Source organism: Halomonas sp. SS10-MC5, assembly GCF_015992245.1.
Classification (GTDB): Bacteria; Pseudomonadota; Gammaproteobacteria; order Pseudomonadales; family Halomonadaceae; genus Halomonas; species Halomonas sulfidoxydans.
This window is the reverse complement of record NZ_CP065435.1, coordinates 1,730,435-1,743,085: the sequence shown is the minus strand read 5'-3', so window position 1 is coordinate 1,743,085 and position 12,651 is coordinate 1,730,435. Positions and strand designations below refer to the sequence as shown.

The following is a 12,651-nucleotide window of genomic DNA, read 5'->3' as shown; positions in this document are numbered from 1 at the left end:
CCCTCGACAGCCCGGCTCAGCGCAGCCGGGAGAAGACCAGGGTCCCGTTGGTGCCACCGAAGCCGAACGAATTGGACAGCGCCACGTCGATCTTCATCTCGCGCGCAGTATGCGGCACGTAATCCAGGTCGCAGCCCTCCTGGGGATTGTCCAGGTTGATCGTCGGTGGCGCCACCTGGTCACGAATCGCCAGGATGCAGAACACCGCCTCGACGGCGCCGGCGGCCCCCAGCAGATGGCCGATCATGGACTTGGTGGAACTCACCGCCACCGAGTTGGCCGCCTCGCCCATCACCTTGCGGACCGCTCGGCTCTCGGCCAGGTCGCCCGCCGGCGTCGAGGTGCCATGCGCATTGATGTAGTCGACCTGGGCGGGGTCGATGCGCGCATCGCGGATGGCATTGCGCATGGAGAGTGCCGCCCCGCTGCCGTCCTCGGGCGGCGCGGTCATGTGGTAGGCGTCGTCGCTCATGCCGAAGCCGGTCAGCTCGGCATAGATCCGCGCCCCGCGCGCCTTGGCGTGCTCGTACTCCTCCAGCACCAGGATACCCGCGCCGTCAGACAGCACGAAGCCGTCACGGTCGCGGTCCCAGGGGCGACTGGCGGCCTGGGGGTCGTCGTTGCGGGTCGACAGCGCCCGAGCGGCGGAGAACCCGCCCAGCCCCAGCGGCGTGGTGGCCATCTCGGCCCCGCCGCAGATCATCACGTCGGCATCGCCGTAGGCGATGGTGCGGGCACTGTAGCCGATGTTGTGGGTGCCGGTGGTGCAGGCCGTGGTGATGGCGATGTTGGGCCCGCGGAAGCCGTGCTGGATGGCCAGGTTGCCGGAGATCATGTTGATGATGGATCCCGGCACGAAGAAGGGCGAGATCCGACGCGCCCCCCCCTTGTGCATCGCGTTGTGGTTCTGTTCGATCATCGGCAGCCCGCCGATGCCGGAACCGATCGCCACGCCGATACGCTCGGCGTTCTCTTCGGTGCACTCGATGCCGGCATCCCGGATGGCCTGCGCTCCCGCCGCCACGCCGTACTGGATGAACAGGTCCATCTTGCGCGCATCTTTCGGGTTCAGGTACGGGCTGATGTCGAAGTTCTTGACCGAACCGCCGAAGCGAGTGTTGAAGCCGGCAGCATCGAAATGCTCGATAGGGGCAATACCGCTGTTGCCGGCCAGGATGTTCTCCCAGCTCTCCTCGACGGTGTTGCCCACCGGCGTGACCAGCCCCAGCCCGGTCACCACAACTCTACGAGCCATCAGAAATCCTCCAGACAACCTTGATGACACGGCCCTTCTCCAGGGCCGTCATTGCGCGCATTATACCGGACATGCTCCTCGCTTGGGCAGCCACGGCTCGACACAAAGCAAAAAGCCGCCCTGGGACTCAGGACGGCTTTTCCAGGGCCCTCGCAGGGCCCTTCACCTCAGCAAGCGGTGACGACCGCGCCCTTACTGGTGGGCGTTGACGTAATCGATGGCTTCCTGAACGGTGGTGATCTTCTCGGCTTCTTCATCGGGGATTTCGGTATCGAATTCCTCTTCGAGCGCCATGACCAGCTCGACGGTGTCCAGGGAATCGGCGCCCAGGTCCTCGGTGAAGGAGGAGCTGTTCTGGATGTCCTCTTCCTTGACGTTCAGGCGCTCGGCCACAACCTTCTTCACGCGCTCTTCGATGGTGCTCATTATACGTACTCCAGTCGTTCAAGTTAGCCGTTCAGATGACCAGCCGTTTGGTCCGCAAACTCAAGCTGCGGGGTAGTTTATAGACGCCCCCCCGTCGGCGCAACCACCGACCCGCGGGGGCTTCAACGCATGTTCATGCCGCCGTTGACCTGCAGCGTCTCGCCGGTGATGTAGCCAGCGGCGTCGCTTGCCAGGAAACCGACGGCAGCCGCAATCTCCCCGGGCTCGCCGAGGCGCGCCAGCGGAATCTGGGTCAGCAGCGCCTGATGCTGCTCTTCGGGCAGCGCCCGCGTCATGTCGGTGGCAATGAAGCCCGGCGCCACCGCATTGACGGTGATGGCCCGAGACGCCACCTCACGCGCCAGGGCGCGAGTGAACCCCTCCATCCCTGCCTTCGCGGCAGCATAGTTGGTCTGGCCGAGATTGCCCATGGTCGCCACGACCGAGCTGATGCTGACGATACGGCCGAAGCGGGCCTTGGTCATGCCGCGCAGGCACGCCTTGGTGACGCGATAGACCGACTTGAGGTTGGTGTCGAGCACCGCATCCCACTCGTCTTCCTTCATGCGCATCAGCAGGTTGTCCCGCGTGATGCCGGCGTTGTTGACCAGGATGGTGGGTGCCCCGAACTCCTCGGTGATGGCCTTGACCAGCGCATCGACACTGGCCTGGTCGGTCACGTCGAGCGCCCTGCCGGCGCCCTCGATACCGTTGGCACGCAGGTCCTCGTCGATCCTGGCCGCACCCGACTCCGTGGTGGCCGTGCCGATCACCACGCGCCCCTGACGGCCAAGCTCATGGGCAATGGCCTGACCGATGCCGCGGCTGGCGCCGGTCACCAGGGCGATTCTGCGTTCGCTGGACATAACCTGTTCCCGCTCCGACTGCTGTTGGGTCCTGGGGCTCGATGCCCCTCGTTGTATGGGCCGGCCGTGCCTTACTGGCCGACCGCCTCACGCGCCAGGCCAAGCGCCGCCTCGAGGCTGTCGGGATCGTTGACCGCCAGCCCCTTGCTGCCCTTGGCAATGCGCTTGCCGAGGCCGGTGAGCACCTTGCCCGGCCCGCACTCGATGAAGACCGAGGCACCCGCTGCCTCCATCGCCTCGACGCAGGCGGTCCAGCGCACCGGCTGATAGAGCTGCTCGACCAGGCGCGTGCGCAGGGTCTCGACATCGGCATGCGCCTGGGCATCGACGTTCTGGTAGACGGTATAGCGCGGCGGACGCATGTCGAGATCGGCCATGGCGGCCTTGAGCCGTTCGGCGGCCGGACGCATCAGGGCGCAGTGCGAAGGCACCGACACCGGCAGCGGCATGGCACGCTTGGCTCCTGCCTCCTGGCACAGGGCAATGGCCCGCTCCACGGCGGCCTTGTCGCCGGCGATCACCACCTGCCCCGGGGCATTGTAGTTCACCGCCGCCACCACCTCATTCTGCGCGGCCTCGGCGCAGGCCGTTTCAACGGTGGCATCCTCGAGCCCCAGGATGGCCGCCATGGCGCCACGACCGACCGGCACCGCTTCCTGCATCGCCTCGCCGCGCAGGCGCACCAGGCGCACGCCATCGGCGAAGCCCATGACACCGGCACACACCATGGCGCTGTATTCTCCCAGGCTATGACCCGCCATGGCGCCTGGGCGCGGTCCCTCCAGCTCCTGCCAGACGCGCCAGATGGCCACGCTGGCGGTCAACAGTGCCGGCTGGGTACAGGCGGTCGCGTTGAGAGCCTCGCCGGGCCCCTCCTGGACCACCTTCCACAGGTCGTAACCCAGAGCATCGGCGGCCTCCTCGAAGGTCGTGCGCACGACGCTGTAGCGTTCCGCCAGCTCCCGCAGCATGCCCACCTGCTGGGAGCCCTGCCCGGGAAAGACGAGGGCAAGGGGTTGAGTCATGTCATTCACCATTGCTCTTGTTGAGTGCTGTCACACCGGGTACCCAGCTCCATGGCGAGCCGCCCCGGCAAGCCGCGGTCGACCTCCTGCACGGCCCGCGACACGGCATAGGAGAAGCCGGTGACATCGGCGCTGCCGTGGCTCTTGATGACGATGCCGTCGAGCCCCAGCAGGCTGGCGCCATTGTAGCGCACCGGATCGAGCTCGTTTTTCAGCCGGCGCAGCGCCGGCCTCGCCAGCACACCGACCAGGCGGCTGCTCCAGTGCGACTCGAAGGTCGTCTGAACACGCTCGATCAACATGCGCGCCAATCCTTCACTGGCCTTGAGCACCGCATTACCGACGAAACCATCGCACACCACCACATCGGCGGAGCCGGCAAAGATGCCGTCCCCCTCGATGAAACCGATATAGTTCAGTGAGCCAAGCGCATCCAGCAGCGCATCCGCCTGACGCACCGTCTCGCTGCCCTTGGTGCCTTCGCTGCCCACGTTGAGCAGCGCCACCCTGGGAGCGGCGAGACCATCCACATGACGCGCCATGACTTCACCCATGCGGGCGAAGTCCACCAGCCGCTCCGCGCTGACGTCTACGTTGGCGCCGAGGTCCAGCAGATAGCAGCGCCCGTCGCCACGGGTGGGGATGGCCGTGCAGATGGCCGGGCGCGGAATGTCCGCCACGGTCCCCAACGCTCGCCGGGCCAAGGCCATCAGGGCGCCGGTATTGCCGGCACTGACACCGGCGGCGGCATCGCGACTGGCCACATGGGCGAGCATCCGCGCCATGCTGGTATCGTCGCCCCGCCTGAGCGCGTCGGAGGGCCGCTGATTCGGGTGAATCACGCCCGGCGCATGGTGAACGGACAGATGCGAACCGGCCGCGGCGAGATGCCGCGGCAGATTCTCGAGCGCGCTTGACAGCTGGTCGCCCGGACCGAATAGGTCGATCGCCAACCCCGGCCAGGCCTGGACGGCAGCGGCCGCACCATGTACGGCCACGGCGGGGCCGGCGTCTCCGCCCATCGCATCGATGGCAATCCGCACGTTCAAGTGCCGACGGTCATCGACGACGAGTCGACTCAGGCGTCGACCACCTTGCGACCACGGTAGAAACCGTCAGGAGAGACGTGATGGCGCAGGTGAGTGGTACCGGTTTCCTTGTCCTGGGACAGGGTCGGCGCACTCAGGGCGTCATGGCTGCGGCGCATGCCGCGCTTGGAACGGGTCTTACGATTCTGTTGAACTGCCATGGGTGTCACTCCGAAGTGAGACGATAAACAATCAGGATTTGCCCTTGAGGTGACGCAGCACCTCGAAAGGACTCGCGGGAGTCGGCTCGCTCGATTCGGCCTCCTCGCCGCTGCTCAGCTGGTCGCGCGAGACGCGGCAATGCGCCTCGTCGTGGTAAACCACCTGGGGCAAGCTGAGGATCAGTTCATCCTCGACCACCGCCAGCAGGTTCAGCTGCTCGTTTTCCACCAGCACCGGCTCGTGGGTGCTCGGCAGCTCTGCCGCCAGCGCATCGCTCGAGACCATGCCCAGCAGGAATTCGCTCTCGACATGCTGCGCCATGGGTTCGAGGCAGCGCCGGCAAGGCAGCTGCAGCTCGGCCTCGAGGCGACCGCGAATCTCGCGGCGGCCCTGGGCATCGATGCCGAAATCGAGCCACACCTGGCAGTCGCCCGCCTGGGCACCGACCTGCTCGGCCAGGCGCTCGAACTGGTCGAGCGCCATCAGGCCGGAGAGGCTTTCGCCACGAGCGGCGAGCCGATAGGGCTCGACCCTGTTGGGAAGTCGTGAGGTCAACATAGGCGCGCAATGATAGGCACTCCCCCAGCCCCTGTCAAAGACGCCCTCTCAACAAGTTACACTACCCGCCTGCCCGACCCCCGAACGCCTCTTCTTACCACGCACTGCAGGAGGGCTTCATGCCTCGACTCGTTCTCGCTTCCGGCTCCCGCTGGCGCCGCCAACTCCTCGACCGCCTGGGGCTGCCCTACGCCTGGGCCAGCCCCGACATCGACGAGACACCGCACCCCGGCGAAGCACCCGAGCCCCTGGTACACCGCCTGGCGCTGGCCAAGGCCAGCCGGGTGGCCGAGGAGTATCCCGACCACCTGGTGATCGGCTCCGACCAGGTCGCCACCTTCGACGGCGACATCCTCGGCAAGCCCGGTGACGAGGCCACGGCCCGGGCACAGCTGGCGCGCTTCTCCGGCCACCGGGTGACCTTTTTCACCGGATTGGCGCTTATCGATACGCGCAACGCGCGCCACTGGGTCTGCCACGAGCGCTACGACGCATGCTTTCGCCGGCTCAGCGACGCGGAGATCGCCCGCTACGTGGAGCGCGAGCAGCCGCTCGACAGCGCCGGCAGCTTTCGCATGGAGGGACTCGGCATCGCCCTGTTCGAGAAGCTCGAGGGCGACGACCCCAATACGCTGATCGGCCTGCCGCTGATTCGGCTGTGCCAGCTGCTACGCGAAGCGGGCCTCGACCCGTTGGGTGCTCAAGGCAACTGATAGCGTACCGGCGCGCGGCTGGAGGGCAGCCCCGCCCACTCGGCAGCGACCCGCCCGAACTGGCGGCTCAGGCGCTCGAAGGGATCCAGTCGCGGCGTGTAATTGTGCAATCGAAGCTCGCCGAACAGCTCGCGGCTCAGGGCATCGAGGCTGCTGATGCCGTCGATCAGCCCCAGCTCCAGGGCCTGCTGCCCGCTCCAGACCAGGCCGCTGAAGAGCCGCTCGTCCTCGACCAGGCGCTCACCGCGCCCCTGGCGCACGGCCTCGATGAACTGGCCATGGGTAATATCCATGACCCCCTGCCAGAAGTCGCGCACCTCCGGATCCACCTCGGAGAAAGGATCGAGGAAGTCCTTGTTCTCGCCGCTGACGTAGATGCGCCGCTCGATGCCGAGGCGCTCGATCGCCTCCTCGAAGCCGAAACTGGCAAAGATCACACCGATCGACCCCACCAGGCTGGCCGGGGCCGCCACGATCTCGTCGGCCGCCGCTGCCATGTAGTACGCACCGCTGGCGCCGACGTCCTCGATGACGGCGATGATCGGTTTGTCGCCCTCCTCGCGCAGGCGCAGGATCTCGTTGTAGACACGCTGGGACTGCACCGGACTGCCCCCGGGGCTGTTGATGTGCAGCACCACGGCGGCGGCATTGGGCGAGTCCCAGGCCCGATTGAGGCCCTCGATGATGCGCTCTGCGCTGGCCGGCGACTCGCTGTCGATCACACCCTCCACCTTGACCACCCCCAGGTGCTGTCGCTCCGGCTCCGACGTCGGGTCCCCGAACACGCCATAGAAGATAGCGGCCAACGATGCCAGGATCAGCACGATGAAGAAGAAGCGGAAGAACAGCTTCCAGCGCCGCGAGCGGCGCTGCTCGACCAACACCCCGTCGACCCAGCGGTCGAGCATCTCCAGCTGCGCCAGTCGCTGACGCTCCCGCAGCGCTTCGGCGCTCTCCGCCGGCGGCACCGGCTCCTCGCTCCCCGCCTGTCGCTCGCGACGCGCCTGCTCAGGCGTCAACTCCGGCCCTTGGGTCCAGCGATCTTCGTCGCGATCATGCCTGCCCTCATCCTGACGCTTGTCATCGCTCATCGGGTCGTCTTCCCTCTCGCCTGCTATCGGTTCAGCCAGTCGAACAGCTCGGTTACCGCCTGGGCAGTATAGACGGGACGGCTCGCCGCCAATCGCTCCGGGGCATGGACCCCCCAGGTCACCGCCACCCGGTCCATCCCCAGGGCGCGAGCCATCTCCATGTCGTACTCGGTATCCCCCACCATCACCGCCTCCTCGACAGGCACGTCGAGCTCGACCAGCAGCTCCTCGAGCATCTGGGGGTGCGGCTTGGAACGGGTCTCGTCGGCGGTGCGGCTAGCATGGAACCAGCCGCCGCTGCCGCTCTCGCGGAAGACACGTTCGAGCCCACGCCGGCTCTTGCCGGTGGCCACCGCCAGGCGTCTCGCCCGCGGCTCACGCAGCGTGGCGATGCCGGCTTCGACACCAGCGAAGAAAGGCATCGGCGTGCGATTACCCTCGACGAAGTGATGGGCGTAGCGGCTGCGCAGGAGCTCGAAGCGCTCGGCATCGATGCCCGGGCACAGCCGGTCGATGGCCTCGGGCAGCCCCAGGCCGATGATGTCGCGCACCGCCGCCTCCTCGAGGTGCCCCCAGCCGGCATCGCGGGCCGCCGCCTGCATGCAGGCAACGATACGGGCGGCGGAATCCATCAGGGTGCCGTCCCAGTCGAAGATCACCAGTCGATAGCGCATAGCGGCTCCGGTCGTGATTCCCATGGCGGCTCGGACTCAGCGGCTGCCGCGGGCTTGCGCCAGCGCCGTCTCGAGCTCGTCGGGTAACGGCGCACGGATTTGCACCGGCCGTCCACTGCCGGGCTCAGGGAAGGTCAGCGACTCGGCGTGCAGGAACAGGCGCGCCAGGCCCAGGTGCCGCGCCAGCGCCTCGCCTTCGCGGGAGCCGTACTTGTCGTCGCCGAGCAGGGGATGACCGGCATGGGCGGCATGCACGCGAATCTGATGCGTGCGCCCGGTGACCGGCTCGGCCTCGATCAGCGTGGCCCTGGGCAGCGCTTCGCGCACGGCAAAGCGGGTACGCGCCACCTTGCCGGCGGCATCCACGCGCACCCGGCGCTCACCGTTGCCGGCATCGTAGCGATCGAGACGCGCGCTGACGAACTCGCGGCGCGCCGGCCAGCGCCCCGCCACCAGCGCCAGATAGCGCTTGTCCATCTGGTGGCGCTTGAGCGCCTCGTTGAGCGTCAGCAGCGCCGGCCGCGACTTGGCCAGCAGCAGGCAGCCCGAGGTGTCGCGGTCGAGGCGATGGACCAGCTCGAGGAAGTCGAGGTCCTCTCGTACCTGGCGCAGCGCCTCGATCAGGCCGATCTTGACCCCGCTGCCGCCGTGCACGGGAAGCCCGGCCGGCTTGTTGAGCACCAGCCAGCCTGGCCCCTCCACCAGCACGCTGCCGGCGAGCAGGTTGCGCAACCCTTCGCTGACCTGCTTGACGGCCTCGCGCGGGGCCAGCTTGAGCGGCGGGATCCGTACCATGTCGCCCACCTGCAGGCGGTAGTCGGCCTTCACGCGCTTCTTGTTCACCCGCACCTCGCCCTTGCGCACGATGCGGTAGACCAGCGTTCGCGGCACGCCCTTCAGGCGTGTTATCAGGAAGTTGTCGACCCGCTGGCCCGACTGGCCCTCGCCCACTTCCACCCACTGTACGTCGCGACCCTCGGCCATGACTCTCCTGCTGAAAATCTGTTGTGAGGCAGCATTCTAACGCACTCGTCGATGCACTGCGCCAATTGCTGCGCCTGGGCAATACTGCTATATTGCCAGCTCGCTCGGATGGATCCCTTCGGTCCCATGGCGCCTGCACGACAGACACGCAGGCCGGAGCGACGAAATCGGGCGGCGACGACTCCCTTACCGCGGGTCCCGCCGCCGACGAGTGATAGCAGCAAGTAAAGAAGACAAGCAGTGACGCCACGCCCGGACCCGACTCGCGACAAAGGTGAGCGGTGGCCACGGGAATCGTTCCACATCGTGCCGGTGGCCGGCGTTGGCGAATCGATGAATGCCAGGTGTCTGGCGGTGACCGCAGGGCCGGATGGGAGAAGCCCCACCGAGACATGTCCTGCCTCCGCCACGTACTCAACATGATCATGTCGTGCCGGGCCCGCTTCGGGTACCGGTACGATCGGGCGCCACTGCGCATCCGCGACATGCGCTGAGCACAAGCACGCAGCACCCAGAGGTTCGCCTTCTTCGAAGCCTACCGGCGCGTCCAGTTTGCGAGACAACATGAAACGGATGCTCATCAATGCGACCCAGCCCGAAGAGCTGCGCGTCGCGCTGGTAGATGGACAACGCCTATACGACCTGGACATCGAATCGGGTGCCAGGGAGCAAAAGAAAGCCAATATCTATCGCGGCAAGATCACCCGCGTCGAGCCCTCCCTCGAAGCCGCCTTCGTCGACTTCGGGGCCGATCGTCACGGCTTCCTCCCGCTCAAGGAGATCTCCCGCGAGTACTTCCTGAAGGAGACGTCGGGACGCCCCAGCATCAAGGAGGTGCTCAAGGAAGGCCAGGAAGTCATCGTTCAGGTCGACAAGGAGGAGCGCGGCAACAAGGGGGCAGCGCTGACCACCTTCATCAGCCTGGCCGGCCGCTTCCTCGTGCTGATGCCCAACAACCCCCGTGCCGGCGGTATCTCTCGACGCATCGAGGGCGACGAACGCACCCAGCTCAAGGAGGCGATGGGCCAGCTCACCGTGCCGGAGAAGATGGGCGTGATCGTGCGCACCGCCGGCATCGGTCGCAGCAGCGAGGAGCTGCAGTGGGACCTCAACTACCTCGTGCAGGTATGGGAGTCGATCACCGAGGAGGCCGGCAAGCGCCCCGCGCCGTTCCTGATCTACCGCGAGTCGGACGTCATCATCCGCGCCATGCGCGACTACCTGCGTCAGGACATCGGCGAGGTTCTCATCGATGATCCGACGGTACACCAGCGCGCCCTGGCCTTCATTCGCCAGGTCATGCCCTCGTACCAGCAGAAGATCAAGCTCTACGCCGACGAAGTCCCGCTGTTCTCGCGCTTCCAGATCGAATCCCAGATCGAGACTGCCTACGAGCGCGAAGTGAAGCTGCCCTCCGGCGGTTCCATCGTTATCGACCACACCGAGGCCCTGGTCTCCATCGACATCAACTCGGCGCGCGCCACCCGTGGCAGCGACATCGAGGAGACCGCGCTTCAGACCAACCTCGAGGCGGCCGACGAGATAGCTCGCCAGCTGCGCCTGCGCGACATCGGCGGCCTGGTGGTGATCGACTTCATCGACATGAGCCCGGCGCGCAACCAGCGCGAGGTCGAGAACCGCATGCGCGACGCGCTCAAGCTCGATCGCGCCCGGGTCCAGATCGGCCGCATCTCGCGCTTCGGCCTGATGGAGATGTCGCGCCAGCGGCTGCGCCCCTCTCTCGGCGAGACCAGCGGCGTGGTCTGCCCGCGCTGCAACGGCCAGGGCACCATCCGCGACGTACGCTCGCTGTCGCTGTCGATCATGCGCCTGATCGAAGAGGAGGCGATGAAGGAGCGCAGCGCCCAGATCCGCGCCATTCTGCCGGTGCCGGTGGCCACCTACCTGCTCAACGAGAAGCGTGCGGTGCTCGCCGATATCGAGAAGCGCCAGGGCGTGCGCGTTCTGGTGCTGCCCAACCCCGACATGGACACGCCGCACTACGACGTGCAGCGCCTGCGTGACGACCATATCGAGGAGGAAGGCGACCAGGACAAGTCCAGCTTCGAGCTCTCGGTGCATACCGAGATCGGCAAGGAGCCGGACATGAGCATCGCCAAGCCGGTCGCCCGCACCGAGGCGGCGGTCAAGACGGTGATCCACAACGAGCCGGCGCCGGCCTCCCTGCAACAGGAGCAAGCCCCGCCGCCGCCCGCTCCTCCGGCTGCCGCTGCCGCTGCCGCTCCCGCCGCCGGCGTGCTCGGCCGGCTGCTCAAAGGCGTCAGCAAGCTGCTCGGCGGTACCGAGAGCGATACCGCCACGCCGACCGAAACCCGCAAGCCGACCGCGTCATCGCCGGCCCGTAGCGGCGACGAAGAGCGTGGCGAGCGCAACGGTCGCCAGCGGCGGCGTTCGCGCAGCGACGCCCAGGACGACGGTCGTAGCCAACGCGGCCAGGCTCGCCAGCAGGAGAGTGCCCGCAGTGACTCCCGCCAGGAGGCACGCCAGGACGCTGCTGCCGGCCGCGGGGAAGGCCGTAGCGGCCGCGGCCGCAACCAGGCCCGTGCCGACAGGTCCCAGGCTGGCGAAGAGGGTCGCCAGGGCAACAAGCCCCGCAGCCGTGACGAGGCACCCCGCCGTCAGAAGGCCGAACCTCAGGAGAAGCCCGTCGAGTCAGCGGTCGAGCCCGCCAAGACGGACGATGGCAAGCCCAAGCGCACGCGCAACAACCCGCGCAACCGCTCGCGCCAGCACGCCATCAACCCGCAGGCCGAGGCCGAGCAGAAGCGCCTGCAAGCGGGCGAGCAGGCCGAACCAAGCAAGAGCGAGCCGTCGGAGCAGGCCCCCGTCGAAGGAGTGAAGGCCGAGCAGCCGAAGTCGCAAGCCAAGCCCGAAGGGAAGCCTGAGCAGGCCAGAGGCGAAGCGTCCAGGCCGCAGCCGACGCCCACCGAGCCAGCGAAGGCCGAGACGCCCAAGGCCGATGCGCCCAAGCCGGTGGAGAAGCCCGCCGAGCCGGTGAAGGCCGAGACGCCCAAGGCCGATGCACCCAAGCCGATGGAGACGCCCGCCGAGCCGGCGAAGGCCGAGACGCCCAAGGCCGATGCACCCAAGCCGGTGGAGACGCCCGCCGAGCCGGCCAAGGCCGAGCAGCCCAAGGCCGATGCGCCCAAGCCGGCGGAGACGCCCGCCGAGCCGGCCAAGGCCGAGCAGCCCAAGGCCGATGCACCCAAGCCGGTGGAGACGCCCGCCGAGCCGGCGAAGGCCGAGCAGCCCAAGGCCGATGCACCCAAGCCGGTGGAGAAGCCTGCCGAGCCGGCCAAGGCCAACCAGCCCAAGGACGAGACGCCCAAGGCCGACGCGCCCAAGCCGGCGGAGAAGCCTGCCGAGACGCCCAAGGCCGATGCGCCCAAGCCGGCGGAGAAGCCTGCCGAGACGCCCAAGGCCGATGCGCCCAAGCCGGTGGAGACGCCCGTCGAGACGGCGAAGGCCGAGACGCCCAAGGCCGAGACGCCCAAGGCCGACGCGCCCAAGCCGGCGGAGACGCCCGCCGAGGCGGCGAAGACCGAGACGCCCAAGCCGGAACAGTCCGGAACGGAGGCCAAGAAGCCCGAGACGAGCGGCGAACCGGCGGAACCGGCCCAATCGCAGGCGGCCTCACGGCGTCGGCGCCGCGCGCATAACGATCCGCGCGAAATTCGCCGTCGCGAGCAAGAGGGGCAGAAAGGCAGCCAGGGCTGATCCAGCCCCGGCCCAGGCCAAATGGCCCGCGCAGTTCACCTGCGCGGGCCATTTTCATACGGAGCCATTCA

At 67.6% G+C, this 12,651-nt stretch carries 12 protein-coding genes; 2 read left to right on the top strand and 10 right to left on the bottom strand.

Annotated features, from left to right (window positions below; translation table 11 throughout):
• Positions 1–16 precede the first annotated feature (16 nt).
• The 7 genes from fabF to I4484_RS08210 all read right to left on the bottom strand — a co-directional run bounded on the left by fabF (position 17) and on the right by I4484_RS08210 (position 5,380).
• A complete protein-coding gene (fabF, locus tag I4484_RS08240; RefSeq protein WP_197450471.1) occupies positions 17–1,255 on the bottom strand; it encodes a beta-ketoacyl-ACP synthase II in 1,239 nt (412 codons plus the stop codon).
• A 192-nt stretch (positions 1,256–1,447) separates the two neighbouring features.
• Complete coding sequence (acpP, locus tag I4484_RS08235; RefSeq protein WP_008956801.1) at positions 1,448–1,681, bottom strand: acyl carrier protein; 234 nt, start codon at positions 1,679–1,681, stop codon at positions 1,448–1,450.
• Between the two features lie 122 nt (positions 1,682–1,803).
• Entirely contained in the window at positions 1,804–2,547 is a 744-nt protein-coding gene (fabG, locus tag I4484_RS08230) for a 3-oxoacyl-ACP reductase FabG (protein ID WP_197450470.1), read from the bottom strand.
• A gap of 71 nt (positions 2,548–2,618) precedes the next feature.
• Positions 2,619–3,572: an ACP S-malonyltransferase gene (fabD, locus tag I4484_RS08225; RefSeq protein WP_197450469.1), complete on the bottom strand. Its 954-nt coding sequence runs from the start codon at positions 3,570–3,572 to the stop codon at positions 2,619–2,621.
• 5 nt (positions 3,573–3,577) lie between these two features.
• Complete coding sequence (gene plsX / locus I4484_RS08220) at positions 3,578–4,615, bottom strand: phosphate acyltransferase PlsX (RefSeq protein WP_197450970.1); 1,038 nt, start codon at positions 4,613–4,615, stop codon at positions 3,578–3,580.
• Positions 4,616–4,650: 35 nt separating this feature from the next.
• On the bottom strand, positions 4,651–4,821 hold the full coding sequence (gene rpmF / locus I4484_RS08215) for a 50S ribosomal protein L32 (RefSeq protein WP_021820795.1): 171 nt from the start codon (positions 4,819–4,821) through the stop codon (positions 4,651–4,653).
• 31 nt (positions 4,822–4,852) lie between these two features.
• Positions 4,853–5,380, bottom strand: coding sequence for a YceD family protein (locus I4484_RS08210; protein WP_197450468.1), 528 nt, complete (start codon positions 5,378–5,380; stop codon positions 4,853–4,855).
• A 119-nt stretch (positions 5,381–5,499) separates the two neighbouring features.
• Here I4484_RS08210 and I4484_RS08205 point away from each other — a divergent pair, with 119 nt between their 5' ends.
• Entirely contained in the window at positions 5,500–6,093 is a 594-nt protein-coding gene (locus I4484_RS08205) for a nucleoside triphosphate pyrophosphatase (protein ID WP_197450467.1), read from the top strand.
• Here I4484_RS08205 and sppA read toward each other — a convergent pair.
• From sppA to I4484_RS08190, 3 genes are read right to left on the bottom strand one after another with little or no spacing between them, the layout of a single operon-like run.
• Positions 6,081–7,184 (bottom strand): signal peptide peptidase SppA, encoded by a 1,104-nt coding sequence (sppA, locus tag I4484_RS08200; protein WP_197450466.1) that lies wholly within the window; start codon positions 7,182–7,184, stop codon positions 6,081–6,083. The genes I4484_RS08205 and sppA overlap by 13 nt on opposite strands.
• Positions 7,185–7,207: 23 nt before the next feature.
• Entirely contained in the window at positions 7,208–7,858 is a 651-nt protein-coding gene (locus tag I4484_RS08195; RefSeq protein ID WP_197450465.1) for an HAD family hydrolase, read from the bottom strand.
• A gap of 36 nt (positions 7,859–7,894) precedes the next feature.
• Positions 7,895–8,842 (bottom strand): RluA family pseudouridine synthase, encoded by a 948-nt coding sequence (locus I4484_RS08190; protein ID WP_197450464.1) that lies wholly within the window; start codon positions 8,840–8,842, stop codon positions 7,895–7,897.
• A gap of 564 nt (positions 8,843–9,406) precedes the next feature.
• On the opposite strand from I4484_RS08190, the gene rne reads away from it, so the two are divergent.
• Positions 9,407–12,580 carry a ribonuclease E gene (gene rne / locus I4484_RS08185; protein ID WP_197450463.1) on the top strand — a complete coding sequence of 1,058 codons (3,174 nt, stop codon included), beginning with the start codon at positions 9,407–9,409 and terminating at the stop codon, positions 12,578–12,580.
• Positions 12,581–12,651 lie beyond the last annotated feature (71 nt).